Origin of the sequence: Clostridium sp. CCUG 7971, from assembly GCF_017590215.1 — a bacterium.
Classification (GTDB): domain Bacteria; phylum Bacillota; class Clostridia; order Peptostreptococcales; family Peptostreptococcaceae; genus Faecalimicrobium.
In genome coordinates this window covers 1-25,781 of sequence record NZ_JAFFPK010000017.1, presented here as the reverse complement: position 1 = coordinate 25,781, position 25,781 = coordinate 1, and the positions used below count along the sequence as shown (strand labels likewise).

Here is a 25,781-nt window from a genome sequence, read left to right as displayed (position 1 = left end):
TTTATGTAAGATTTAATAGCTATTGCAATTTATCTTTTTAAATATTCAATTGCTATTTGTGTTCTATATTTTAAATCCATTTTAGATAATATAGACGTTATATGATTTTTAACAGTTCCTTCTGATAAAAACAATTCACATGATATTTCCTTATTAGATAATCCATCTGATATTAATTTTACTATATCGAGTTCTCTTTGGGTTAATCCATATTTATCCATTTTATTACTACAATTATCTTCTTTTCCTGCTAAAAGCTTAGAAACTATATCAGATTCAAATACTCCATTGCCTAAATATACTGATTTTATAGCACTTATAATTTTATCTGGTTTGCTGCTTTTTAACAAATATCCATTTGTTTTATACTTTATAGCACTACTTATTAAATTATCTTCATCAAATGTAGTTAAAATTAATACCTTAACAGCTATATTTCTTTTGTTAATTTCAGATAATACTTCTTCACCATTCATAATTGGCATTCTCATATCTAGTAAAACTACATCTACTTCATTTTGTGATAAAAAATCTATACACTCTTTTCCATTTTCTAACGTTTTAACAACTTCTATATCTTTATCTATATCTATTATTATTTTTAGGCTTTCTCTTATCAAAACATCATCATCAACTATTATTAACTTTATCATTATTTCACCTCTTTAATATTATAAGTATAGAGAATCCATCTTCATTATTAAAATAAACATTTCCATTAATGTTAACTACTCTTTCCTCTATACCTAATAATCCCATTCCCTTTTTAATATTTTTAACTTTACTTCCATTATCTTTTATATGTATTCTTATAATCTGGTTTAAAACACTTATGTCTATATTTAATAAATCTGCATTAGAATGCTTTATAATATTAGTTAAGCTTTCCTTTACGCAATCTAAAATTACCTTCCAATATACAAAGTTAATTTCATTTATATCTCCTTCAAAAGAAATTCTATTTTCAATCTTAAATTCTTTACTAAATTCATCTAATATTGATTTTAAATTATTAACCCCTATTTCAGTATTTTCTGGCTTTATTTTTCTAAGGGTTGACCTTATGTCATCCATACCTTCTCTCAAGTTATTAGTTATGCAATCAAGCATTATAATTCCCTTTTCTCTATCATTATCAATAATGATTTTTAATGCTTCTAATTGCATTATGCTTCCAGCTATTACATGACCTATTTTATCATGTAGTTTTTGAGATATAATATTTCGCTCCTCTGTTTTAACAGCTTCTATATTTTGATAGTTAGCTTTATTTTCTAGCCTTTTATTTTCTTCTAGATTAAATATTTTTTCTCTTAAATTATAATTTGTCTTTTCAACTATTTTAATTTTACTTTCATTTTTTAGACTTTCATACATAAATATTGATCCTATTATTCCCATTGAAATTAGAGTGTAAGATATATCAGCTTTTATTTGAATAATAAATAAAATTAATGCAATTAAGTATATATAAAATTTATCATATTCCTTAGTTTCTATAAACTCTACTGCTATTGGACCTATTAAAATTAATAGTGGTGAAAACACATAAGATGCAATAGACATATATACTAAATTTAATAATAATATTTTCAATTTATTTTTTTCATAAAATTTAAATTAGATAAGATATATAAAGCTAAACTAATACATATTATCGTTAAAATAATTGGAGCATTTAACTTATCTAAATACTTTTTTTCTTCTACAGTATAGAAAAATATATTTACTCCTAAAATAAGATTTATTATAATTTTTAATATCACAACTTCCTCCTAGTATATCTATTTCCTATTAAACTCTATTTAATTGTAACCTTTCTTACCCTTTTTTGATATATTATTTATTATATTTAAATTAACTATTTTTTAATTGTTGGATTTTATTATGGATGAAGTAATTTATACTGCTGGTAACTCTTCTAGTTACTATATTACATTTAAATTTGAAAGTAATGATAGATTAGAATTTGAAGTTAGCGGTAAAAATTTTGGCATGATTTGTGAAAATGATTATGGAAAACTTAAGTTCCAAGGAACTAGTTTTTAGAATTTAATAGAGAATAGTAAAAAAGTTGCATAGGTAAACTATGCAACTTTTTATATTAATCATCTAAACTTGACGCTATACCTAGTAAATCTAATAATATATTAATAAAATCTAAGTAAAGGTTAAGAACATGTATAGATAAATCATTTCTTTCTTGTAATGCTCCACTTTCTATTTCATATTTTATTAAACTAATATCATATAGTACATAACCTGAGAAAATTACTACTCCTATTATACTTATTCCTATATTGAAAGTAGCTCCACCTATAAACATGTTAACTATAGATAAAACTATTAAAGCTATTAATCCTGATAGTAATATTTTTCCCATTCCAAGATAGTGTCCTGCTTCTTTTTTATATGATATTAATGATAGTACACCAAATAAAACTATTGTACCTATTAATATTGTTATTACTAGGTCACTGCCTAAATCTTGTAGATAATATTGAAGTAATGGATACATAATTATTCCATCAATAAATGTAAAAGCATATACAAAGTTCATTGAGAAACTTCTAGGTATTATACTTTTTCTTGAAAATAATGCTAATATTAAAAGTCCTATCATTAAAAACATTACGATTTTATTTGCATAATAAACTGCAGTTGGTGGTAAAATTCTTGGCCCAACTAAAAAACCTATAAACATAAATAACACTGAAATGGCAAGACATCTAAATATCTCTGCCATTGGATTTACTATTTTTTTACTCATATTACTCTCCTAAAAATTTAATTTATTCTTTCTATTATTTTTACCCATTATAACTATATATTAAGCTTTATAAAAGTTAATACTAAATATTAAAAGGTAGAGCTATCATTAAGCTCTACCCTTATTGAAATAGAATTAAAATACTATTCTTTATCAGCTATATCAACTTTTATACTTAATTCTTCAAGTTGCGTCGCATCAGCTGGTGCTGGAGCATTTGTCATTGGACAAACTGCACTTTGGTTTTTAGGGAACGCTATAACATCTTTGATGTTAGTAGTTCCTGCAAGTATCATTACAAGTCTATCAAGACCAAATGCTATACCTGCATGTGGTGGTGTACCATATTTAAATGCATCTAATAAGAATCCAAACTTATCGTTAGCTTCTTCTTCAGATAATCCTAATGCGTTAAACATTCTCTTTTGAACGTCAGCATTAAATATTCTAACACTTCCTCCACCTACTTCATATCCATTTATAACTATATCGTAAGCCTTAGCTCTTAAAGAAGCTTTATCGTCTCCTTCAAGTCTTTCTAAATCTTCATCCATAGGAGATGTGAATGGGTGATGCTTAGCTATCATTCTTCCTGTTTCTTCATCTTCTTCAAATACTGGGAATTCAGTTACCCATAACATTTTGTAAACACTGTTATCTAATAAATCAAGTCTTCTTGCAACTTCAAGTCTAACTTGTCCTAATGCATCAAATACTACAGTATTTTTATCAGCAACAAATAATAATAAGTCGCCTTCTTTTGCATTCATTCTATCTAATATTGCAGTTAATTCTTCTGGTGTAAAGAATTTAGCTATTGGAGAAGTTACTTCTCTATTAGCTCCTATTCTCATCCAAGCAAGACCTTTAGCTTTATAAGTCTTAGCATGATCTTCTATTTTACTTAATTGCTTCTTGCTTATTTCTTCAGATTTACCTTCAACATTTATACCTCTAACACTCATTCCATCTTTAGTAGCGTTAGCAAATACTCCAAATCCACAATTTGCAACTAAATCAGATATATTAGTTAATTCGTATCCAAATCTAGTATCTGGCTTATCACTTCCGTATCTTTCCATAGCTTCAGCATAAGTCATAGTTGGAAGTGGTAAGCTTACTTCTACATTTAATATTTCTTTAAATATAGTTTGTACCATTTTTTCCATTATAGCCATAACGTCTTCTTGTTCAACGAAAGACATTTCACAGTCTATTTGAGTGAACTCAGGTTGTCTATCAGCTCTTAAGTCTTCATCTCTGAAACACTTAACTATTTGGAAGTATCTATCCATACCACTTACCATTAATAATTGTTTAAATAATTGTGGTGATTGTGGTAATGCGTAGAATTTACCTTCATTAACTCTACTTGGTACTAAGTAGTCTCTAGCTCCTTCTGGAGTTGGTTTTATTAAGAAAGGTGTTTCTATTTCAAAGAAATCATTTGAACTTAAGTAGTTTCTAACTATATTAGCTACTCTACTTCTAAGTATTAAATTCTTTTGCATAGATGGCTTTCTTAAATCTAAGTATCTATATTTTAACTTTAATTCTTCTGAAACATTGTCGTCATCTTTTATATATATTGGTGGAGTTTCTGATTTATTTAACACTTTTAACTGTGTTGCAAATATTTCTATATCTCCAGTTAGCATGTTAGGGTTTTTAGATGATCTTTCAGCTACTTTCCCTTTAACTGCTATAACATATTCTGATCCTAATTTTTCAGCTTTAGCAAAAGCTTCAGCATTAACATCCGTATCAAATATTATTTGGCATAATCCACTTCTATCTCTTAAGTCAACGAATACTAATCCACCTAAGTTTCTTTTCTTTTGTACCCATCCCATAAGTACAACTTCTTCGTCAATGTTTTGCTCTCTTAAGTCCCCACAGTAGTGAGTTCTTTTTAATCCGTTTAGAGTCTCCATTACTTCCCCTCCAGGTTTTAATTTCATTTATATTATAATTTTATATTTTACGTTTTATTTCTCTATAAGTCAAATAATTAGCTATCTAGAATAAATGCTTAAGCTACTGTGTAGGCAAAATGAGTGTAGCAAATTTTTCTAAATAGCTAATTTTATAAGATTAATTTATACAATTGTCGCAATTGACAATAGAATAAAAAAGTAAAATACTATAATCTTTCCTGTAATTCTTTTACTATTTCACTTAATTTTATAGTAGTTTGCTCTGATGTAGCCATATTTTTAAGAGTTGCACTATCATTATCTAACTCATCATCACCTATAACTATAGTAAATTTAGCATTTATTTTATCTGAATACTTAAATTGAGCCTTAACACTTCTATCTAAGTGGTCATTATCTGCACTTATATGGTTACTTCTTAAGTCTTTTAATAACTTAAAGCTCTTAGTCTTAGCTTTATCTCCAATTGTTACTATAAATATATCAGTAGATGTTGGGTTTTCAATTTGAATATTATTATTTTCCATAGTTAGTAATAATCTTTCAGCACCTATAGCGAATCCTATACCGCTGATTCCTTTAGGACCACCTAATTGTTCTACTAATCCATCATATCTTCCACCACCACAAACTGTACTTTGTGAACCTATATCATTAGATATTATTTCAAAAGCAGTTTTCTTGTAGTAGTCAAGTCCTCTAACTATACTCTTATCAACTACATAGTTAATTTCCATTTCAGTTAAGTATTCTTGTAATTTTCCAAAGTGATCTTTACAATCATCACATATATGATCAGCCATAAAAGGTATATCTGTTAAATTTTCCTTACAAGTTGGAACTTTACAGTCTATAACTCTCATAGGATTTTTCTCTTTTCTTTCTAAGCAAGTATCACATAATACATCCGATTTTTTATCAAGATATTCTTTTAATAAGTCATTGTATTTTGCTCTACAAGTTGGACATCCAACAGAGTTTATACTTACTGCTAAGTCTTTAAGTCCTACTTCACCAAAGAATTGTACAGCTAAAGCTATAACTTCTGCATCTAGTGAAGGATTATCACTTCCTAATGCCTCTATACCAAATTGGTGGAATTGTCTTTGTCTACCAGCTTGTGGTCTTTCGTATCTAAAACAAGGAGTTATATAAAATAACTTTGTTGGTTGAGTATCTGCATATAATTTATTTTCTATAAATGCACGAACTACCCCAGCAGTCCCTTCTGGCTTTAAAGTTATATCTCTTTCACCCTTGTCAGTAAATGAATACATTTCCTTTTGTACTATATCTGTTGTATCTCCAACACTTCTTTTGAAAAGTTCAGTATGTTCAAATACTGGAGTTCTCATTTCCTCATATCCAAATAACGCACAAACTTCTCTAAATTTATTTTCTACATAATTCCATTTATAAGCATCTTTTGGAGTTATGTCCTTAGTTCCTCTAGGAGCCTTAGTTAACATTTTTGTATACCTCCTCTTTCTTTCTATTTATCATTTCTTCTACTCTATCTATATATTGCTCAACATTTTTTACGTTTTCTACTCTTTCAATTCTATCTTCATCTACATATACAAACTTTGAAATAGACCCTGCACCTACTGCGTAGTTGCTTTGCTTTTCTTCCATTATTTGAATATTATATATACACTCATATCCTTCTTTTGCATATCCTATATTCTCTAAATTTCCTAACATATGCTTTTGACGATACATATAATATGGATTAAGTCCCATATCCCTAGCATATTTCATAGATAATTCTATCATCTGTATCATTTCTTCATATTTTGTAAGTTCATACTTATCAAGGTCTTCTTTTAATTTAGAAGCTCTCTTTATTGCTAAAGTATGGACAGTTAAACTCTCTGGTGAAAGTTTTTTAATTTCTTCTAAAGTGTGTCTAACATGTTCTAAAGTTTCACCTTCAAGACCTAATATAACATCCATATTTATATTATCAAAACCTAGTTCACGAGCCATATTGAAACATTCTATTATTTCTAAAACCTTATGTCCTCTACCAATTTTCTCTAAAGTTTCATCATTCATAGTTTGGGGATTTATACTTATTCTAGTTACATTATGCTTTTTAAGTACCTCAAGTATACCTCTGTTTATAGTATCTGGTCTTCCTGCTTCTACTGTGAATTCTTTTATTTTGCTTAAATCCATTTCTTTAAATAAAGCTGTGATTAAAGTATCCATTTCTTCTTCATCTAAAGTAGTAGGCGTTCCTCCCCCTATATATAAAGTTTCTATTTCTTTATTGGTATCCTTTATTATTTTTGCGACACCTTTAATCTCTTCTATAAGCTTATTTACATATTCGGCTTTGAAATGTCCAAATTGCTTTAGGGGATTTGCAGGGAATGAGCAGTAATAACATCTTGTTGGGCAAAATGGTATGCTTACATATAAAGAAATTTTATTTTTATCTATTGGGTACATAAATACTCTTTCTCTTTTAGCAATTTCTAAAGCTAATTCAACTTTTTCATCACTTATAAGATAATTAGTACTTAAAATTTCTCTTATTTGTTCATCACTCTTTCCTTCACTAAGTAATGTATGAACTATCTTAACAGGCCTAATTCCAGTAAGTATTCCCCAAGGGACGTAAGAGTTAAATAATTTTTGTAATACCTTGTATATACTTCTTTTAATAGTTTCTTTAGTAACCTTTTTAGCTTCTTGTTTAGATAAGGCTTCTAAGCTACAATGTTCTCTTTCTTCAAATCTAACATTATAATTTTCAAAATATTGAGTTTTAGATATTAAAGTATTATTGTGAATTATAATACTATTTTCTAAAGTTCTTCCAAGGTCTTTGTTTTCAACGAATCTAAAGTTATTAGTAAATAATTTTACTAATTCAGAAATTTCATATTTAAAATCATGACCTTTTAAAATTATATCAATCATCTTAACTACTCCTTTTATCTTTAATGCTTAAATAGTACCCATAAGATTGGCTAACTACTAATTTGTGTAAATTAGTAGTTCCCTATGAAGTAGTTTTGTTAACTATTACATATATGGGTTGCTCATCTTTTCTATACCTAAAGTTGAGCTTGGTCCATGTCCTGGGTATATATTTACATTGTCTTCATATTTAGCTAATTTTCTAAGAGATTTTTCTATTTGCTTATAATCTCCGCTGTAAAGGTCTGTTCTACCTATACTTCCTGCAAATAATGTGTCTCCTGTAAACATCTCATTATTAACTCTTATACACATACATCCTTTTGTATGTCCTGGCGTATGTAAGAAAGTTAATCTTAACTCACCTAAATCAAGTTTGTCTTTATCATTTACATATATATCTGCATCTAATTCTTGTGCTCCACAGTGCATAGAGTAACTTAAGTTTTTTCTTTTATCTAATAAAAGATCTCTTTCTTCACTATGAGCTACAACTTTAGCTCCTGTCTGAGATTTAATATAGTTTACTGCTCCTATATGATCTCCGTGACCATGAGTAAGTAGTATATATTCAAGTTGTAATGAGTTTTGTTTTATATAATTTAGTACCTTATCTTTTGCTCCACCTGGGTCTACTACTGCACATTTCTTAGTTTTTTCATCAACTAGTACATACATATTTTCACCAAAATATGGTTCAACGATTTTTTCTATAATCATAAATATCCCCCTTAGAAACTTTTATTTGACTCTAATAGCATTGTAACAGGTCCATCATTGGTTAAGTCTACCATCATATGAGCACCAAATTGACCTGTACCCACTACTACACCTTGTTCTTTTGCTTTTTGAATAAATTCTTCATAAAGCTTCGTTGCTAAATCTGGTCTTGCTGCATTTGAAAAACTTGGTCTTTTTCCTTTTCTGCAATCACCATATAAAGTAAATTGAGAAACTACTAATAGTTCTCCACCTACATCTTTTAAAGATAAATTCATTTTCTCATTTTCATCTTCAAATATTCTTAGATTAAGTATCTTATCTATCATATAATCTACGTCTTTAGATGTATCTTCATGAGTTACTCCAAGTAAAACAAGTAATCCTTTATTTATTTTCCCAATTACATTATTTTCTACTGTAACTTTTGAAGAAGATACTCTTTGTACTACTGCTCTCATAAATTCCTCCTAGTTTATAACTCTGTAAATGTCTTCAACACCTGGAGTAGATTTTATTTTTTTCATCAGTAAATTTAATTCTCCTATGTCATTAACTTCTACTAATAAATTAATACTTATTACGCCATCTTTTCCTTTTCTAGCATTTATTCCATTTAATGCAACTTTATCTACTGCAACTATATGAGTTATATCATTTATTACTCCTCTTCTATCTGTTGCTCTTATTTGTATTTCTGCTTCAAATTTACTTTTTTCTGAATTACTCCAAGAAACATCTACTATTCTCTTTTGGAAGAAGTCTCCCTCTCCATTTGCATTTGGACAGTCTGCTCTATGAACAGCTACCCCTCTTCCTTTAGTAATATATCCAACTATTTTATCTCCTGGAAGCGGATTACAACATTTAGCAAATCTAACTAAAATATTATCTAATCCTTTTACTGTAATTCCTTGAGGACTATTATTTTTTCTTTTACTTTTATATTCTTGATCTGTTAAATTGTGCTTATTTATATCATTTAATTCGTTTAATTTAATTTGTTCTTTGTTAATCTTCTTAACTTCTTTTTCATATGCATCTCTTACCTTTGGTACAACTTGAGATGCCATTATTCCACCGTAACCTATTGTCGCTACTAAATCATCAATAGTAGGTTGATTAAATTTCTTAGCTATTTGTTGCATATATTTATCTATAAATGGATCTTTAGTTAATGGTAAATCATATTTTTTAAACTCTTTTTCTAAAATAGATATACCACGTTCTATATTTTCTTCTCTTCTTTCTTTTTTGAACCATTGTCTGATTCTACTTTTAGCATTTGGTGTTTTAACAATAGTTAACCAGTCTCTACTTGGCCCATTAGAGTTTACTGAAGTTAATATTTCCACTATATTTCCATTTTGAAGTTTATAATCAATTGTAACTATTCTTCCGTCAATCTTAGCTCCTACACATTTATTACCTACATTAGTATGAACTCTATATGCAAAATCTATAGGAGTAGCTCCTGCTGGAAGTTCCACTACATCCCCTTTAGGTGTGAATACATAAACCTGGCTATTAAATACATCATCTTTTAATGCATCTAAAAACTCTTGAGGGTCTTTAAGATCTTTTTCCCACTCCATCATTTGTCTTAGCCATTGAAGTTTTTCTTCTACATTTGCTTGGCCTGATTCCGTATTACCTTCTTTATATTTCCAGTGAGCAGCTATACCGTATTCAGCGATATTATGCATTTCCATAGTTCTTATTTGAATTTCTACAGGCTCTCCATCTGGTCCTATAACTGTTGTGTGAAGACTTTGATACATATTAGGCTTTGGCATTGCTATATAGTCTTTAAATCGTCCTGGAATAGGTGTCCATAAGGTATGTACCATACCAAGTACTGCATAGCAGTCTTTTACTGTATCTACTATTATTCTTATAGCAGTTAAGTCATATATTTCATCAAAGTTCTTATGCTTATTTTGCATTTTGCTATATATACTATAGAAGTGTTTTGGTCTTCCATAAACATCGCACTTTATTTTTACACTTTCAAATTTATCATTAAGCAATTTAAGTATGTTTTCTATATATGCTTCTCTTTGACTTCTTTTTTTAGCTACCTTTTCAACTAATTCATAATAGCCTTCTGGGTCTATATATCTTAGTGCTAAGTCCTCTAGCTCCCACTTTATCTTAGAAATCCCTAGTCTATTAGCTATTCCACCATATATTTCTAATGTTTCTTTAGCTTTTGATTTAGCTTTTTCTGGTGGCATAAACTTTAAAGTTCTCATATTATGCAGTCTATCTGCAAGTTTTATAAGTATTACCCTTATATCTTTAGCCATTGCTAAAAACATTTTTCTTAGATTTTCAGCTTGAGTTTCTTCCTTTGATTGATACTTTATTTGCCCAAGCTTCGTTACTCCATCTACTAAGTCCGCTATTTCTTTTGAAAATTCCTTTTCTATATCTTCATAAGTATATTCTGTATCTTCTACAACATCATGTAAAAGTCCAGCCGATATAGTTTCTATATCTAACTCCATTGAAGCTAAAATATTTGCTACTGCTATTGGATGTATAAAGTATGGCTCTCCTGATTTTCTAAATTGCCCCTCATGTGCATTTTTCCCAAAGTAATAAGCTTTTTCTACTAGACTAACATCCGCATTTGGTGCATAGTCTTTTATGTTTTTTATTAGTTCTTTTATCTCTTTATCATGCATAATATCACCTATTTTAAGTATGAAGTTCGCTAAGACAATTGAAACAAATAATTTATTTGTCTCTTAAAATCCGCTGCGTATTATTTTTAAAATTTATATATATTAAAATAGTTGGTGTTATACCAACTATTGTTAAATTACTAGTATTTTACAAGAGAATTAACATCATATTTTGATAATTTTTCTCTTCCATTTAAGAACTCTAGCTCTATTAAAAATTGCATAGATACTACTTCTCCACCTAATTTTTCTATAAGGCTAGCAGCAGCTTCCATAGTTCCACCTGTAGCTAATAAATCATCAACTATTGCTACTCTTTGTCCCAGCTTTATTGCATCTTTATGTATTTCTAAAGTATCAGCTCCATACTCTAATCCATAATCGTAGCTTTCTGTTTCATATGGTAGTTTTCCTGGTTTTCTAACTGGAACAAATCCAATTCCCATTCCGTAAGCAACTGGTGTCCCCATTAAGAACCCTCTTGCTTCTGGTCCTACTATTATATCTACATTTTTATCTTTTAAATTTTTTATAAACTCGTCTATTGTAAATTTAAAAGCCTCTCCATCTTGCATTAATGTTGTTATATCTTTGAAGTTTATACCTTCTTTTGGGAAATTTTCTACTTCTCTTATTACTTTCTTTAAATCCATCTTTGAGTGCCTCCTAATAGCTTTCCTCGTATTCTTGTTTTAGCCTCTTTAGATTATTAAGTATTTTACTTTCATCTAAATTTAATTTCTTATCTGGCTTTGGTAATGATTTTATTAAAATAGATTTTGTTTTGTATCCTTGGTTACATTTCAACTCAAAATCTAATAATGACAACTCTTTAAATACATTTAATATTGTAAATATCTTTAAAGGTATTATATTGAATACCTTTTTTAAATCTAGTAAATTTACTTCTAATTCATTTTGTAATAAAGCTAATTTATATACTCCTATAAATTCTTGCCTTTCTGGAATTAAATGATTTATTATATTCTTTAAATATAATAAATCCGTTTGGCTATAATATTTGATAATTGAAGTTGTATTATTCGTATTTTCACATAAATAAGAATAATCCCCCATATTATACAAATAATCATAAAGAATAATATTATTATATCTTTTTAAATCAATTTTTTCAATGTTTGGTGAAAATATAAGTGTTATATTGTCATTATTTTGGCTAATATTGTTATAATTTATATTAAATTCTTCATCTATAAGAGTTATATCTGATAATGCCCTATAAAATCCATTAATAGTATTTGCTATTACTAAAGTTTTTTCACCTAAATAATCAAATATATTTATGTTTTCATTTCCATCTATAGCTTCTTTTATATCACCTGTACTCATTTTCTTGCATATTAAATCTATATCTGACGAGTTAGTATTATACAGTTTATTTTCATCTGGTACAATATTTAAAAATAATTCTATACTTCTTTCATCACAATTAGCATTCTTTGGATGAGATAATCTTATATCTTTAAGTAAAAATTGAACACTTCTATTTCCCATAAAATTATTTTCATCTAGTTGGAATAATACATCTACTTTATCTCCAATATTATATCCACTCTTTAGATATGCCATATTAAACCCTATACAATCATAAGATTTTTCTTTTTCTATTTTAAGCTTTAAATGTTGTTGATTCTTTCCTATAGAACGTATATCTTTAAGTATTGCATCTCTTACTATAAATCTAGGATTCGGATTACTCATTCCAAATGGCTCTAGCTTATGAAGTTCTTCTACTAAATCTAAACTTATAGATTTATCTTGTAGTTCATATTCTACTTTAACTTTTTCTATTAAATCCTCTTCTTCTAAATTATAATCTGCAAACTTATTAACTTGTTCATCTAATAAATCCACTTTATCTGCATCTAACCCCAGTCCTGCTGCTTGGTCATGTCCTCCAAACTTATTTAATAAGTCTTTAGACTTTACTAATGCATCAAATATGCTAAATCCTTTTATAGATCTTGCAGAACCTGTTGCTTCTCCATCTTCTATAGTTAAAAGTACTGTTGGTTTATAATATTTTTCTGTAAGCTTAGATGCAACAATTCCGATTATACCATGTTGCCACCCTTCTTTAGCTATAACTAATACTTTATCATCCTTATATTTAGGGTTAGCATCAATAATAGCTTCAGCCTCTTGATACATTTTAGATTCTATCATTTGTCTCTCATTATTTTTTTCTTCTAATAAATTAGCTATTTCTTTTGCTTCTTCACTACTATTAGTTGTAAATAATTGTACTCCAAGGTATGAATGCCCTAATCTTCCAGATGCATTTATTCTAGGACCAATGGCAAAACCTATATGAGATGAACCTATTTTATCACTTTCTATTCCGCATACCTTTATAAGTTCCTTTAATCCTAGATTCTTGCCTTCACTCATTAATTTTAATCCGTTTTTTACAATTATTCTATTTTCATCTACTAGTGGTACAATGTCACAAATTGTAGCTAGAGTTACTATTTCTAAATAATCATATAAACTCGTTTTAAATACATCTTTAGGAGTTAAAGCTTGTATAAGTTTAAATGCAACTCCACATCCGCATAACATGTCAAATGGATAATGACAATCTTCTTGCTTTTGATTTATAACTGCATAAGCTTTTGGTGTTTCACTTTGGCATTCATGATGGTCTGTTATTATTACATCTAGTCCTAATTCATTAGCTATTTCTACTTCTTTTACAGATGTAATTCCACAGTCAACACTTATCATTAAATCACAACCATTTGAATGTATATGTCTTATTGCATCTTCATTAATTCCGTATCCTTCTTCTAATCTATTTGGAATATAATAATTGACAGGATATCCTATGGAATTAAAATATATACATAATATAGATGTTGATGATACTCCATCTACATCATAATCTCCATAAATCCATATATTTTCATTGTATTCTATTGCTTTTTTTATTCTGTCTACAGCTTTCTTCATATCCTTCATTAAAAATGGATCTCTAAGATACTCTAATGACGGATTCATGAATATTTCTGAATCTTTTTCGTTGTTTATGCCTCTATTTTTTAATATTTGACTAATTTCCGGGGAAATATTAAGTTTTTGACTAAATTCGCTTTCTCTCAAATTTCCTGTATGCTTTAATATCCATTTTTTGTTTAATATCATTCTCCCACCTCTATCTCTTTTTATATTGAGATCTTAAAGTCTTTATAACTAATAATATACCTATTATAAATGATAAGAAAAATCCTGTCCCTGCCATAATATTTATCCATATATTTTTGTTTATATTCGGAGATGCAATTATTAAGGATGATCCAACTACCATAGCTGCCAACACTAAACTTAATGACAACTGTGTTGCTAAATCTGTTACTCTTTTTTCTAGAGCCGAAAATTTAACTTCATCTATTGAAATTTTTATATTATTTTTTTCTAAATTACTTAAAATAACTTTCATTTGCTTTGGTATAGTTTTTAAGTCTAATAACATTGCCTCTGCACTATGTTTTGAATTCATAAGTATTCTTTTAGGATTAAGTTTACTTAAATAATAATGTTGCATAAATTCATTACCTATAGAACTAACTGAAAAATCTGGATTTAACTCTCTAGCAGTTCCTTCTAATGTTATAATAGTTTTCGCTAAAGTCGCAAGTTGTGAAGGTATAGAAACCTTATATTTTCTAAGGAATCTAAATATTTCATTCAATATATCTCCTAGGCTAAGCCTCTCTATTGGAGCGTCATAGTAGTAATGAATTAAATATAATAAGTCTTGTCTTAGGCTATTTGTATCTATATCTGCGTGAACTGAGTCCATTTCCATTAATAAATATATTATTTTATCTACATTCTTTTCTACTAAAGCTATTGCTATTTCATCGAGCATATTTAAAGTTTTTTTGTCAATTATTCCGATCATTCCAAAGTCTATATAAGATATACAGTTTTTAGTTAGCACAAATATATTTCCTGGATGTGGATCTGCATGGAAAAAACCATGTTCAAATATTTGTGTAAATAAAGATCTTATTCCTATTTCACTTACTTTTTTAGTATCCCATCCTAATTCATTTATTTTATCTATATCACTTAGTTTTACCCCTATTATCTGTTCCATTACCAACACTTTTCTTGTTGTATATTCACTATAGACTTCCGGTATATAAACTTCATCATTATCTTTAAATATTTTTTTAAACTTTATAGCATTAATAGCTTCAAAATTATAGTCTAATTCTCTTAATAATTGAGTTTGGAATTCTTCAACTATAGATACTAAATCTATATCTATATCTTTATTTATATCTTTTAAAGCTACTGCCATTCCTCTTAATATCTCTAAGTCTGACTTTATAGTTTCTTCTATATTTGGTCTTTGAATTTTTACTATAACGTCTTCTCCAGTTTCTAATTTTGCCTGATAAACTTGTCCTATAGATGCCGCCGCTAATGGATTATTATTAAATTCTTTAAATATATCATCTACGGATTGACCTATTTCTTCTTTAAAAATATTTCTTGCTATCTCTGTATCAAATGCTTCTACACTATCTCTTAGTTTAGATAATTCATCTATTATATCTTGGTCTACTAAATCTTTTCTTGTGCTTAGTATTTGTCCTAATTTTACATACGTAGGTCCTAATTCTTCAATAACTCTTCTTACTTTTTCTCCAGTAGACATATTTTTTATTTCCTCAGGAGGGTTAGTTATCGGTATTTTATAGGCCACACCTTCTATATTTAATTTTTCTACAATAAATGTAAATCCATATTTAATTAATATGTGTACTATCTCCCTATATCTTCTTAAGTTCTTATAACTTATTCTCATGTTTCACCACTCCTAAGTTGCTTAGTCTGCAATATATTATAAATTTATTTTATAAAATAAAAAGGGCAATTACAAGATTGCCCTTTTAGTTTTATTACTTATGATTATTTGCAGTTTCTATATATTTTAATGCAGATTCTACAAGATTTTGTTTTTCTTCTTCAGATAATTCTCTAACTACTTTTGCAGGAGATCCCATAGCTAGTACTCCTGATGGAATTTTTTTACCTGGAGGAACTAAACTTCCTGCGGCAAGTAATGTGTATTCTCCTACTTCAGCATTATCTAAAACTATAGAACCCATACCTATTAAAGTATTATCTCCTATTTTACATCCATGTATTAATGCTTTATGACCCACCGTTACATTTTTACCAATTATAGTAGGTGCATCATGTGATATATGAACTACACTTCCATCTTGTATATTTGTATTTTCACCTATAGTTATACATTGGTCATCGCCTCTTAAAACTGCATTATACCAAATATTTGCATTTTTTCCTATAGTAACATTTCCTATTATATCAGCTGACTCTGCAACAAATACGCATTTATCAATTTTAGGTTCTATACCTTGGTAGGCCTTAATCATAGTCTTATTCTCCTTCTAGCATTAATTTTGCTTGTATCATTATTGAACATTCTGTACGTTTCTTTTGCATTTCGCACCCAAGTTCATAAGGCTTCATTACATCATTATTGAAATTAGTTGCATTTGCATGACATCCACCTGAACAGTAGAATTTATTCCAACATTTTTGACAGTCCTCTTTACTATAAACGTGAGCATTTCTGAAACTTTCTGTTAATTCTTTAGGGAATACTATTTCTTCATCCATTATATTAGCCATTTTATATTCTTCATTTCCAACAAATTGGTGACATGGATATATATCCCCATTTGGTGTTATTGATAAGTATTCATTACCTGCACCACATCCAGTTATTCTCTTTATTACACATGGTCCTTGGTTTAAATCTACTACAAAGTGGAAGAATGTAAAATCTTTCATTTCCCCTTTTAATTTCATATCAGCGTATTCTATTGCCAATTTTTCGTATTCTTCAAATACTTTTGGCATATCTTCTTCTCTAAGTGCAAATGGATTTGATTCTTCTCCTACAACTGGTTCTATTGATGTAGAAGCAAATCCTTCATTAGCAAAGTGCATAACATCTTTAGCAAAGTCTAAGTTTTCTCTAGTAAACGTTCCTCTTATGTAGTAGTATTTGTCTTTTGGTCTACTTTCTATAAGCTTTTTAAACTTAGGTAATATAACATCATAACTTCCTTTATCATTTAGAGTAGGTCTCATATTATCATTGATTTCTTTTCTACCATCTAAACTTAAAACGGCATTATGCATATGTTCGTTTATATATGCTATTTTTTCATCATCTAATAACACACCATTTGTAGTCATAGTAAATCTTATATTCTTATTATAGTCTTTTTCTACTTTTCTTCCGTATTCTACTAATTGCTTAACTACATCAAAGTTCATTAAAGGTTCTCCACCAAAGAAGTCTATCTCTAAATTTCTTCTACTTCCCGAGTTAGCTATTAGGTAATCTATTGCCGCTTTACCAACTTCAAAACTCATCATTTCTTTAGCTCCACCAAAGTCTCCTTGTGCAGCAAAGCAGTATTTACATTTTAAGTTACAGTCGTGTGCAACGTGTAAACATAAAGCTTTAACTACTTTCTTTCTGTTTATGAAACTTGGATGAGTGCTATAAGTATCTTCTGTATATAAAAGACCTTCTTCTTCTAAGTTTTTAATTTCATCGTATGCTTCATTTATTTTTTCTACTGAATATTCATTTTGAAGCTCTTTTATTATTTCATCTTTATTTTTTTCTTTATAGCTATCTACTAACTTATAAGCTACATCATCAACTACGTGAACGGCTCCTCCGTTTACGTCTAAAACAATATTATATCCGTTCATTGAAAACTTATGTATCATACTCATATGTATCTCCTCCTAAATTGTTATCTATATCAACACATTTTTTCTAGATGAAATTTAACCTAATCTTCATTATATAACTTATGTAAAATATAGGCAATATTATTCCATAATCAATCCTCTCTTGAAATTATATACCTTCAATAAAAAAGACGCCATATTATATGACGTCTTCATTTTAAATCTATTAAATATGATTATCTTTCGCACTCTTGGTTTGCAACTGTACAAGAAGTTTTGCAAGCTGATTGGCAAGAAGTTTGACATTCACCACATCCGCCTTTTGCTGCACTTTCCTTTAAAGTAGCGCTAGATAAAGTTTTTACATGTTTCTTTTCCATTTTAAATTACCTCCTACTAAATTTTTCTAAACTGATTATATCATAAATTTTCATTATATGGAAAATTTATTTGAAGTTTACTCCTAGAACTCCGCCGATACCACCAGATAGAGACACTAACAACACTTTATATAGCATGTCAATTTCAACTGCGAAATTTTCCTTTGCTAAAAATACTATTACCATAAGACATACTATGTACATAAGACCAACTAAAAGGCCATATATAAGACCCTTTTCTTTTATGTGTTTTGAAGCATAAAATCCTCCGAATGCTGCTGAAGCTGTAGTTATAGCTGATGATGCCATTGCTATTGTATTTCCTGATACACTAGTAAAAGTAAGGAATAGGTTATATATTAATAATGTTGCTAGCGTTAATATATATGAATATCCTAACCCTTTTAGAACATGATTTGTTTTTTCCATAAAAATACCTCCCCTCATTAATACATATATATTCGAGGGAAGGTATCTAAATTCCAAATTATTCTGCTGATTCGTTTTTAGCAGCTTCAACAGTTCCTATAGCCCATTTTTCAAATGGTACTTTAGTTCTGTTAGGCCCTAATTCTAATATAACAACATCTTCTTCAACTTTAGCAACGTTAGCAACTATTCCACCTATAGTTACTACTTTATCTCCAACTGATAAGTTTTGTCTCATTTCTTTTAGTTGTTTCTCTTTTTTCTTTTGTGGCTTTATGAATAAGAAGTAGAATACTCCAAATACTACTACCCACATAGCTACTGCCATTAATATAGATTGTGTTTGTCCAGGCATTATTTTACTCTCCTTTGTAAATTATAGTATTTATATTTATTTGTTATAATCATTATATATTAAAATATTTAGGATTCATAGAAAAAATTCTATAATTCATATCCATATTTTGTAAAAAATTCTTTTCTAAAGTCTAATAATCTATCTTCCATTATAGCTTCTCTTACTTGCTTCATTAAATCTAATAAGAAGTGTAAGTTATGAGTAGTTATAAGTCTTGCTGCTAATATTTCGTTAGCTTTAACTAAATGTCTTATATATGCTCTTGTATAGTTCTTACAACAGTAACAATCACAATTTGGATCTAGCGGTGTAAAATCTTTTGCATATTTTGCATTTCTTACAACTACTTTACCTTCACTTGTCATCGCTGTACCATTTCTAGCTATACGAGTAGGAAGTACACAGTCAAACATGTCTATTCCTCTTACAACGCCTTCTATTAAGTCATCAGGACTTCCAACTCCCATAAGATATCTTGGCTTATCCGCTGGCATTAAAGGTACTGTATAATCTAATACTTCATACATTAAGTGCTTTGGTTCTCCAACACTTAATCCACCTACTGCATATCCTGGTAAATCAAGTTCTAATATTTCTTTTGCAGATTGCTCTCTTAAATCTTTATACATTCCACCTTGTATTATTCCAAATAACGCTTGATTTTCTGTATTTTTATGAGCTTCTTTACATCTCTTTAACCATCTAGTTGTTCTTTCTAAAGAATTTTTTACATACTCTCTATCTGCTGGATAAGGTGCACATTCGTCAAATGCCATCATTATATCTGAACCTAAAGCATTTTGTATTTCCATAGCTTTTTCTGGACTTATAAAATGCTTAGAACCATCTATATGAGATCTAAAGTGAACTCCTTCTTCTGTTATTTTTCTAAGTGGTCCTAGACTGAATACTTGGAATCCTCCACTATCTGTAAGTATTGGTTTATCCCAATTCATAAATTTATGAAGACCACCTGCTTCTTTAACAAGGTCGTGACCTGGTCTCATGTATAAATGATAAGTATTACTTAATATTATTTGTGAACCTATTTCTTTTAACTCTTCTGGAGTCATAGCTTTTACTGTAGCTTGAGTTCCAACTGGCATAAATATAGGTGTCTCTATAACTCCATGTGGTGTATGTAATCTTCCTAATCTTGCACCACTTTGCTTACAAGTTTTTATAAGTTCATATCTTACTGCACTCATATTATTTCTCCTTAGTATTAATTTTTTACGTCATTAGCGCCTTTTAAACTTTGTTCCCTACATTTTTTACACTCTTCAGGGTCCTCTATTTCATCACAATCTTCATAGTGAATACTGGTTATATTCATATTGCTATTATCATCGGTTAGTAAGTACTTTCTAATAGCAAATAATCCGGCTATTGCAACTACACCTAGTAAAATTTCTCCCATGCCTCCAGATTTAGGAAGAAGTAACATTTTTCTTGCTATTGCATATAAAAGTACTTCTAGCAGTGCACCTGGTATATGTAGGGATAACATTACTACAAGTTCAACACCTATAACTAAAAGTAGTATTTGACCTAACATGTCATTTAACTGGCTATATTTAACTGGTGTCTGAAATTCTACTATGTATGCTGTCCATATCATTCTTAGTACATCTATAGTTCCTAAAAATACTGCAAGTAAAACTACCATTGATAAAATGGATTCAAAGATATAAGCTACTCTTAACGACAAATTACTCTTATCTATGTTTTTCATTTGATCCCCCTATTTTAAAATCATAGCATCTCCAAAACTGAAAAATCTGTATCTTTCTTTTACTGCTACATCATACGCGTTTAATACACTGTCTTTACTTGATAATGCACTTACTAACATTATTAATGTAGATTCTGGTAAATGGAAATTAGTTATCAGTCTATCCACCATTTTAAATTTATATCCTGGGTAGATAAATATATTTGTCCATCCACTGCTTTCTTTTATGATTCCATCTTCACTACTTGCTGATTCTACAGTTCTACAACTAGTTGTTCCTACACATATTACATTTTTACCATTTTTCTTAGCTTTATTAATTTTTTGGGCAGCTTCTTTTTCTACTATATAGTATTCTGAATGCATTTCATGATTTAATACATCATCAACTTTAACTGGTCTAAATGTTCCTAGCCCTACATGAAGTGTAACAAATGCTATATCTACACCTTTAGCTTTTATTTCTTCTAATAAATCATTTGTAAAATGTAAGCCTGCTGTAGGTGCTGCCGCCGATCCATTATGCTTTGAATAAACAGTTTGGTATCTTTCTCTTTCTTCTAATCTTTCTGTTATATACGGTGGTAGTGGCATATTTCCTAATTCATCTAAAACTTCTTCAAATATTCCTTCATAGTAAAATTTTACTATTCTAGATCCTTCTTCTGCTAATCCTACTACCTCTCCTATTAATTTTCCATTTCCAAAGGAAAACTTAGTCCCAATTTTTGCTCTTTTACCTGGCTTAACTAATGCTTGCCAAGTATCTTCTTCTGTTCTTTTTAATAATAAAAATTCTATTTTCCCTCCAGTGTCAACCTTTTCTCCTATTAATCTAGCAGGTATAACTCTAGTATTATTAAGAACTAAACAGTCTCCTGGATTTAAATACTCAACTACATCTTTAAAAATACGATGCTCAATTTCTCCACTTTTCTTATCTAGTACCATTAATTTTGAACTAGATCTATCTTTTATAGGAACTTGAGCAATTAATTCTTCTGGTAGGTCAAAGTAAAAGTCACTCGTCTTCAAAATTCAACTTCCTTTCCAAAATTTTATACAACTTACATAATAACAAAAAAATTAAATTTTACCATATAGCTCAAATGTTTTTATTTATATTTTGTGTTTTTATAGTGTATGTAATCTACATTATTAATCTAATTTAATTTACTACTTTATTTTAATTTTTTATATTTATTCTTACTTATTAGGAAGAGCTATATTTAAGTGTTCATATGCAAGTGGCATTGCAATTCTACCTCTAGGCCCTCTATTTATAAATCCTAATTGAAGCAAATAGGGCTCATAAACATCTTCTATAGTGTTTCTGTCTTCTCCTATAGATGCCGCTAATGTATCTAGTCCTACAGGGCCACCTCTAAACTTTTCTATTATAGTCATTAATAGCTTTTTATCTACATAGTCTAAGCCTAATGAGTCTACACCTAAAAGCTCTAGAGCACTATTTGCAACTTCATCAGTTATATTTCCATCAGCTCTAACTTGAGCATAATCTCTAACTCTTTTTAAAAGTCTATTTGCTATTCTTGGTGTTCCTCTAGAGCGTTTAGCAATTTCAGTTGCTCCACCTATTTGAATTTCAGCACCTAAAATTTCAGCTGATCTCATTACTATTTTAGCTAGTTCATCTACTGTATAGTAATCTAATTTGCAAATAACTCCAAATCTATCTCTAAGGGGATTTGTAAGCATTCCTGCTCTAGTAGTTGCACCTATTAATGTAAATTTAGGAAGGTCTAGTCTTATACTTCTAGCTGAAGGACCTTTACCTATTATTATATCTAAGCAATAATCTTCCATTGCAGGGTATAATACCTCTTCAACACTTCTGTTTATACGGTGTATTTCGTCTATAAATAATACATCATTTTCATTTAAATTTGTAAGTATTGCGGCTAAATCTCCTGCTCTTTCTATTGCTGGACCTGATGTTATTCTTAAATTAACTCCCATTTCATTGGCAATTATACTTGATAGAGTCGTTTTACCAAGTCCTGGTGGTCCGTATAAAAGAACATGGTCTAGTGGTTCATTTCTAGATTTTGCAGCTTCTATAAATATTTTTAATTGCTCTTTAGCTTTTTCTTGACCTAAATAATCATCTAAAGATTTAGGTCTTAAATTATTTTCTATATCTACATCTTCATTTTGCATTCCTGATGTTATAATTCTATTTTCATCTTCAAAATCAAACACTTAAACCTCCCCCTATCTTAATGATTTACTCATTATGTATGTTAAAGATTTCTTTATTATATCTTCTGTATTAAGTCCATCTTTCTTGCACCTTTCAACTGCTTCTTTAGCTTCAGGTGCTGAATATCCAAGTGCCAGTAATGCATCTACAGCTTCATCTTGAGATATTCCTATTGGAGCATTTGACAGTAATGTTGGCTCAAATTCTACAGTAGTTTTATCTACCTTGTCTTTTAGTTCTAAAATTATTCTTTCTGCTGTCTTTTTACCTACACCTGGTGCTTTAGACAGTTTTGCTATGTCTTCACTTAATATATATGCACCTAGTTGGCCTGGAGATGCAAAAGAAAGTATAGCAAGCCCAACCTTAGGACCAATTTTTGATACTGATGTTAATAATTCAAACATCTTCATTTCTTCTTGAGTTGAGAACCCGCAAAGACTCATATCATCTTCTCTTACAATTAGCTTAGTATATATTTTAGCCATTTTTCCCAATTGTAAGTCTTTTATTGTATTAGATGATGCATTTATTTTATACCCTATATCATTATTTTCTATAACTATACTATCTAAACGAATCTCCTCTATACTTCCTTTTATATAACTATACATATTTACCTCCAATATTTTTTAGAGTTTTCTCAAGCCTGTTTGCATGAGCATGACATATTGCTACTGCTAATGCATCTGCTACGTCATCTGGTTTTGGTACTTGTTTCAAATTTAAAAATGATGTAACCATTTGCTGAACTTGTGCTTTTTGGGCTCTACCATATCCTACTACACCTTGCTTAACTTGAAGAGGAGTGTATTCATATACAGATTTGCCATTATGCGCACATGCAAGCATAGTTACACCTCTAGCTTGTGCTACTGTTATAGCTGTTTTTACATTTTTATTAAAGAATAATTCTTCTATTCCAACTTCATCAACATTATATTTCTTTATTAAAAGATCAGTTCCTTTATATATAGTTTCTAATCTTTTTAATGTATCAGTATGAGCTGGTGTTGTAACTGCCCCATAATCTATTACTCTAAATTTATTATTTTTATATTCTATAACTCCATAGCCCATTATTGCTATTCCAGGGTCTATTCCTAGTATTATCAACTCAATAAATCCTCCTATAAAGCTTGTTTTACACGAAACTTATGTTCTTTTATATTATATCATAAGTTTTTCTATACTCAAAATTCACTTTATATACATCTTTAAAAGAAAATAAAATATAAAAGGACAACCTTAATAGGTTGTCCTTTTATATTTTAGCTTCCGAAGTTTTCAAGTCTTGCATAAGCTTCATCTTCTGTATTTACAGTAATACCTTTTTTAATTTCATCTTGAACTGTTTTAGGTAATGAATCTATCGCTATATCTGTCTTTTCAACTAATGACCTAACACCATCTTTATCATATTTATAAAGTCCTATAAATCCATCATCTATTTCTAACGAAAATTTATTACTTTTTGAAGCATCATTTACTGTCATAGTTTCAGATAAAATTATTTCAAACTTAGTTAAGTTTTCAACTTTTCTATCTGGATACTTATTTTTAAAGTATGCTATTATTTCGTCTTCACTTTTATCTAATAATGCCTTATCTACTGTACCTAACATCACTGGTGACTTTCCAGAGTCACTTCCATCTTCATTTTTCTTATGTAACCACACTTCACAATTCTCACTTATCCCAAATGCATCTTTAGTTTTTTCTGGCTCTTGGATTTTTTGTGTAGTATTTACATGATTTTGTTCTATATTTCTAGTTTTCACTCCTATATAAATTCCACCACTTAATACCACTATACCTGTCAAAATTAATACTGGTATCTTCCAAGGAAACTGTTCTTTTTTTTCAAACATAAAATTACCTCCTTTTACATATATTTTTTAATAAATTTCTTTTTATAGAATTTTAGGTAAATTTTAGAAATTATTTATATATAGATTTTTATCCCATTTCATTAATTTTATACATATTATAAGGTATCATTTATTTTTCGACTTAAAGGAGGGATTGACTTGAGTTCATATGTTAAAATAATTTACGATAAAATAGACTTTTTAGAATTTAAACAAGATATTTTATTTTTAAAACAACCACAACATAAAGCTTCTATATTTCAAGAACTTACATTAGATGATTTCTTAAAAATACGTGATTTTACTAATAATATTGAGGATAAAATATTAAATGGCGAGCATTATGATATTAATCAATACGAAAAGGAACTATTTGATATTTGGCCTCCAGTTAGGTCTTTACCATCTTCATCTACATTAGTTGCTAAAGCTCTTATGCATGAAGATATTTTTAATTCTCTATTTAAAAACAATAATTAATTTTAAAGAGGAAAATAATATATTTTCCTCTTTTTTACTAACTTTTAATTTTATAAGCTATATTTTTTTATTTATTGGCAATACTCTTTAATGAATAATAGATTTATTAGGAGGTAAAATTATGTCTAGTATAAATTGCAGTGTAAACAACTGTTCTCACAATAATTCAGGAGTATGTTATGCAAATAAGATAACTGTAAATGGTAAAAAGGCTCACACTAGTAAAAATACTTGCTGTAGCACATTTTTAGATGAAAAACATTACGGAACTTTAACTAATAATACTAATGGTGGTGGTTCATGTTCAATGATAGGATGTAATGTTAAAACTTGTACTTACAATGCATCTAATGTCTGTACACTTGATAATATCAGTGTTGATACTCAATTACCTAAAGCTAATCTTTATGAAGAAACATACTGTTCTAGTTTTAAATGTAAATAATTTTAAAAATTACATAATACAAAAGGTGCAATAG

The 25,781-nt window shown here is 28.9% G+C and carries 28 protein-coding genes; 3 read left to right on the top strand and 25 right to left on the bottom strand.

From position 1 onward, the window contains the following. Window positions 1-29 precede the first annotated feature (29 nt). From JWF52_RS02865 to JWF52_RS02855, 3 genes are read right to left on the bottom strand one after another with little or no spacing between them, the layout of a single operon-like run. Window positions 30-653, bottom strand: a complete 624-nt coding sequence (locus JWF52_RS02865; protein ID WP_208331839.1) for a response regulator — start codon at window positions 651-653, stop codon at window positions 30-32. Between the two features lie 4 nt (window positions 654-657). Next, window positions 658-1,596 carry a sensor histidine kinase gene (locus JWF52_RS02860; protein WP_208331838.1) on the bottom strand — a complete coding sequence of 313 codons (939 nt, stop codon included), beginning with the start codon at window positions 1,594-1,596 and terminating at the stop codon, window positions 658-660. Next, window positions 1,593-1,766, bottom strand: a complete 174-nt coding sequence (locus JWF52_RS02855) for a hypothetical protein (RefSeq protein ID WP_208331837.1) — start codon at window positions 1,764-1,766, stop codon at window positions 1,593-1,595. The genes JWF52_RS02860 and JWF52_RS02855 overlap by 4 nt, the downstream gene beginning before the upstream one ends. A gap of 121 nt (window positions 1,767-1,887) precedes the next feature. Between JWF52_RS02855 and JWF52_RS02850 the strand changes: the two genes are divergently transcribed. Then, window positions 1,888-2,049 (top strand): DUF2500 family protein, encoded by a 162-nt coding sequence (locus JWF52_RS02850; RefSeq protein ID WP_208331836.1) that lies wholly within the window; start codon window positions 1,888-1,890, stop codon window positions 2,047-2,049. 55 nt (window positions 2,050-2,104) lie between these two features. Here JWF52_RS02850 and JWF52_RS02845 read toward each other — a convergent pair whose 3' ends face one another. From JWF52_RS02845 to JWF52_RS02740, 22 genes are all read right to left on the bottom strand, one after another. Next, window positions 2,105-2,770: a Bax inhibitor-1/YccA family protein gene (locus tag JWF52_RS02845; RefSeq protein ID WP_208331835.1), complete on the bottom strand. Its 666-nt coding sequence runs from the start codon at window positions 2,768-2,770 to the stop codon at window positions 2,105-2,107. Window positions 2,771-2,913: 143 nt separating this feature from the next. Beyond that, the gene (gene aspS / locus JWF52_RS02840; protein ID WP_208331834.1) at window positions 2,914-4,704 is read right to left on the bottom strand and encodes an aspartate--tRNA ligase; all 1,791 of its coding nucleotides are present in this window, start codon (window positions 4,702-4,704) and stop codon (window positions 2,914-2,916) included. A gap of 209 nt (window positions 4,705-4,913) precedes the next feature. Beyond that, window positions 4,914-6,176, bottom strand: coding sequence for a histidine--tRNA ligase (gene hisS, locus JWF52_RS02835; protein ID WP_208331833.1), 1,263 nt, complete (start codon window positions 6,174-6,176; stop codon window positions 4,914-4,916). Continuing rightward, a complete protein-coding gene (hemZ, locus tag JWF52_RS02830; protein ID WP_208331832.1) occupies window positions 6,166-7,638 on the bottom strand; it encodes a coproporphyrinogen dehydrogenase HemZ in 1,473 nt (490 codons plus the stop codon). Before hemZ ends, hisS begins: the two co-directional genes overlap by 11 nt. Window positions 7,639-7,743: 105 nt before the next feature. Next, window positions 7,744-8,358: an MBL fold metallo-hydrolase gene (locus JWF52_RS02825; RefSeq protein ID WP_208331831.1), complete on the bottom strand. Its 615-nt coding sequence runs from the start codon at window positions 8,356-8,358 to the stop codon at window positions 7,744-7,746. Between the two features lie 11 nt (window positions 8,359-8,369). Further along, complete coding sequence (dtd, locus tag JWF52_RS02820) at window positions 8,370-8,819, bottom strand: D-aminoacyl-tRNA deacylase (RefSeq protein ID WP_208331830.1); 450 nt, start codon at window positions 8,817-8,819, stop codon at window positions 8,370-8,372. 9 nt (window positions 8,820-8,828) lie between these two features. Then, window positions 8,829-11,048 (bottom strand): RelA/SpoT family protein, encoded by a 2,220-nt coding sequence (locus JWF52_RS02815; RefSeq protein ID WP_208331829.1) that lies wholly within the window; start codon window positions 11,046-11,048, stop codon window positions 8,829-8,831. Window positions 11,049-11,188: 140 nt separating this feature from the next. Then, window positions 11,189-11,701: an adenine phosphoribosyltransferase gene (locus JWF52_RS02810; protein ID WP_208331828.1), complete on the bottom strand. Its 513-nt coding sequence runs from the start codon at window positions 11,699-11,701 to the stop codon at window positions 11,189-11,191. A 13-nt stretch (window positions 11,702-11,714) separates the two neighbouring features. Further along, complete coding sequence (gene recJ, locus JWF52_RS02805; RefSeq protein WP_208331827.1) at window positions 11,715-14,213, bottom strand: single-stranded-DNA-specific exonuclease RecJ; 2,499 nt, start codon at window positions 14,211-14,213, stop codon at window positions 11,715-11,717. 10 nt (window positions 14,214-14,223) lie between these two features. Further along, entirely contained in the window at window positions 14,224-15,888 is a 1,665-nt protein-coding gene (locus JWF52_RS02800) for an ABC1 kinase family protein (protein ID WP_208331826.1), read from the bottom strand. Window positions 15,889-15,982: 94 nt separating this feature from the next. Next, a complete protein-coding gene (locus JWF52_RS02795) occupies window positions 15,983-16,483 on the bottom strand; it encodes a gamma carbonic anhydrase family protein (RefSeq protein WP_208331825.1) in 501 nt (166 codons plus the stop codon). Between the two features lie 4 nt (window positions 16,484-16,487). Further along, a complete protein-coding gene (gene scfB, locus JWF52_RS02790) occupies window positions 16,488-17,861 on the bottom strand; it encodes a thioether cross-link-forming SCIFF peptide maturase (RefSeq protein WP_353654861.1) in 1,374 nt (457 codons plus the stop codon). A gap of 200 nt (window positions 17,862-18,061) precedes the next feature. Next, window positions 18,062-18,205 carry a six-cysteine ranthipeptide SCIFF gene (gene scfA, locus JWF52_RS02785; protein ID WP_071119480.1) on the bottom strand — a complete coding sequence of 48 codons (144 nt, stop codon included), beginning with the start codon at window positions 18,203-18,205 and terminating at the stop codon, window positions 18,062-18,064. A 66-nt stretch (window positions 18,206-18,271) separates the two neighbouring features. Next, the gene (locus JWF52_RS02780) at window positions 18,272-18,634 is read right to left on the bottom strand and encodes a TIGR04086 family membrane protein (protein ID WP_208331823.1); all 363 of its coding nucleotides are present in this window, start codon (window positions 18,632-18,634) and stop codon (window positions 18,272-18,274) included. 58 nt (window positions 18,635-18,692) lie between these two features. Continuing rightward, window positions 18,693-18,989, bottom strand: a complete 297-nt coding sequence (gene yajC / locus JWF52_RS02775; RefSeq protein ID WP_208331822.1) for a preprotein translocase subunit YajC — start codon at window positions 18,987-18,989, stop codon at window positions 18,693-18,695. An 89-nt stretch (window positions 18,990-19,078) separates the two neighbouring features. Further along, window positions 19,079-20,200 carry a tRNA guanosine(34) transglycosylase Tgt gene (tgt, locus tag JWF52_RS02770; protein WP_208331821.1) on the bottom strand — a complete coding sequence of 374 codons (1,122 nt, stop codon included), beginning with the start codon at window positions 20,198-20,200 and terminating at the stop codon, window positions 19,079-19,081. Between the two features lie 17 nt (window positions 20,201-20,217). Beyond that, entirely contained in the window at window positions 20,218-20,727 is a 510-nt protein-coding gene (locus tag JWF52_RS02765) for a phosphate-starvation-inducible PsiE family protein (protein WP_286183976.1), read from the bottom strand. Between the two features lie 9 nt (window positions 20,728-20,736). Further along, window positions 20,737-21,762: a tRNA preQ1(34) S-adenosylmethionine ribosyltransferase-isomerase QueA gene (gene queA / locus JWF52_RS02760; RefSeq protein WP_208331820.1), complete on the bottom strand. Its 1,026-nt coding sequence runs from the start codon at window positions 21,760-21,762 to the stop codon at window positions 20,737-20,739. Window positions 21,763-21,933: 171 nt separating this feature from the next. Beyond that, a complete protein-coding gene (gene ruvB, locus JWF52_RS02755; RefSeq protein WP_286183977.1) occupies window positions 21,934-22,908 on the bottom strand; it encodes a Holliday junction branch migration DNA helicase RuvB in 975 nt (324 codons plus the stop codon). Window positions 22,909-22,962: 54 nt separating this feature from the next. Further along, window positions 22,963-23,565: a Holliday junction branch migration protein RuvA gene (gene ruvA / locus JWF52_RS02750; RefSeq protein ID WP_208331818.1), complete on the bottom strand. Its 603-nt coding sequence runs from the start codon at window positions 23,563-23,565 to the stop codon at window positions 22,963-22,965. Beyond that, entirely contained in the window at window positions 23,558-24,067 is a 510-nt protein-coding gene (ruvC, locus tag JWF52_RS02745; protein WP_042276782.1) for a crossover junction endodeoxyribonuclease RuvC, read from the bottom strand. The genes ruvA and ruvC overlap by 8 nt, the downstream gene beginning before the upstream one ends. Window positions 24,068-24,222: 155 nt before the next feature. After that, entirely contained in the window at window positions 24,223-24,822 is a 600-nt protein-coding gene (locus tag JWF52_RS02740; protein ID WP_208331817.1) for a hypothetical protein, read from the bottom strand. Between the two features lie 159 nt (window positions 24,823-24,981). On the opposite strand from JWF52_RS02740, the gene JWF52_RS02735 reads away from it, so the two are divergent. Both JWF52_RS02735 and JWF52_RS02730 read left to right on the top strand, forming a co-directional pair. Next, the gene (locus JWF52_RS02735; RefSeq protein ID WP_208331816.1) at window positions 24,982-25,302 is read left to right on the top strand and encodes a hypothetical protein; all 321 of its coding nucleotides are present in this window, start codon (window positions 24,982-24,984) and stop codon (window positions 25,300-25,302) included. 121 nt (window positions 25,303-25,423) lie between these two features. Further along, window positions 25,424-25,747: a DUF1540 domain-containing protein gene (locus JWF52_RS02730; protein ID WP_208331815.1), complete on the top strand. Its 324-nt coding sequence runs from the start codon at window positions 25,424-25,426 to the stop codon at window positions 25,745-25,747. Window positions 25,748-25,781 lie beyond the last annotated feature (34 nt).

Bases quoted from the DNA above. Each gene is read 5' to 3' on its own strand.
- ruvB (WP_286183977.1), bottom strand. From the start codon at position 22,908: ATGCAAAATGAAGATGTAGATATAGAAAATAATTTAAGACCTAAATCT.
- JWF52_RS02740 (WP_208331817.1), bottom strand. From the start codon at position 24,822: ATGTTTGAAAAAAAAGAACAGTTTCCTTGGAAGATACCAGTATTAATT.
- JWF52_RS02850 (WP_208331836.1), top strand. From the start codon at position 1,888: ATGGATGAAGTAATTTATACTGCTGGTAACTCTTCTAGTTACTATATT.
- yajC (WP_208331822.1), bottom strand. From the start codon at position 18,989: ATGCCTGGACAAACACAATCTATATTAATGGCAGTAGCTATGTGGGTA.
- hisS (WP_208331833.1), bottom strand. From the start codon at position 6,176: ATGTTAACTAAGGCTCCTAGAGGAACTAAGGACATAACTCCAAAAGAT.
- aspS (WP_208331834.1), bottom strand. From the start codon at position 4,704: ATGGAGACTCTAAACGGATTAAAAAGAACTCACTACTGTGGGGACTTA.
- hemZ (WP_208331832.1), bottom strand. From the start codon at position 7,638: ATGATTGATATAATTTTAAAAGGTCATGATTTTAAATATGAAATTTCT.
- scfB (WP_353654861.1), bottom strand. From the start codon at position 17,861: ATGATACATAAGTTTTCAATGAACGGATATAATATTGTTTTAGACGTA.
- JWF52_RS02810 (WP_208331828.1), bottom strand. From the start codon at position 11,701: ATGGATTTAAAGAAAGTAATAAGAGAAGTAGAAAATTTCCCAAAAGAA.
- tgt (WP_208331821.1), bottom strand. From the start codon at position 20,200: ATGAGTGCAGTAAGATATGAACTTATAAAAACTTGTAAGCAAAGTGGT.
- JWF52_RS02865 (WP_208331839.1), bottom strand. From the start codon at position 653: ATGATAAAGTTAATAATAGTTGATGATGATGTTTTGATAAGAGAAAGC.
- JWF52_RS02730 (WP_208331815.1), top strand. From the start codon at position 25,424: ATGTCTAGTATAAATTGCAGTGTAAACAACTGTTCTCACAATAATTCA.
- dtd (WP_208331830.1), bottom strand. From the start codon at position 8,819: ATGAGAGCAGTAGTACAAAGAGTATCTTCTTCAAAAGTTACAGTAGAA.
- JWF52_RS02800 (WP_208331826.1), bottom strand. From the start codon at position 15,888: ATGAGAATAAGTTATAAGAACTTAAGAAGATATAGGGAGATAGTACAC.
- JWF52_RS02845 (WP_208331835.1), bottom strand. From the start codon at position 2,770: ATGAGTAAAAAAATAGTAAATCCAATGGCAGAGATATTTAGATGTCTT.
- JWF52_RS02765 (WP_286183976.1), bottom strand. From the start codon at position 20,727: ATGAAAAACATAGATAAGAGTAATTTGTCGTTAAGAGTAGCTTATATC.
- recJ (WP_208331827.1), bottom strand. From the start codon at position 14,213: ATGATATTAAACAAAAAATGGATATTAAAGCATACAGGAAATTTGAGA.
- JWF52_RS02795 (WP_208331825.1), bottom strand. From the start codon at position 16,483: ATGATTAAGGCCTACCAAGGTATAGAACCTAAAATTGATAAATGCGTA.
- scfA (WP_071119480.1), bottom strand. From the start codon at position 18,205: ATGGAAAAGAAACATGTAAAAACTTTATCTAGCGCTACTTTAAAGGAA.
- JWF52_RS02815 (WP_208331829.1), bottom strand. From the start codon at position 11,048: ATGCATGATAAAGAGATAAAAGAACTAATAAAAAACATAAAAGACTAT.
- ruvA (WP_208331818.1), bottom strand. From the start codon at position 23,565: ATGTATAGTTATATAAAAGGAAGTATAGAGGAGATTCGTTTAGATAGT.
- JWF52_RS02780 (WP_208331823.1), bottom strand. From the start codon at position 18,634: ATGGAAAAAACAAATCATGTTCTAAAAGGGTTAGGATATTCATATATA.
- JWF52_RS02825 (WP_208331831.1), bottom strand. From the start codon at position 8,358: ATGATTATAGAAAAAATCGTTGAACCATATTTTGGTGAAAATATGTAT.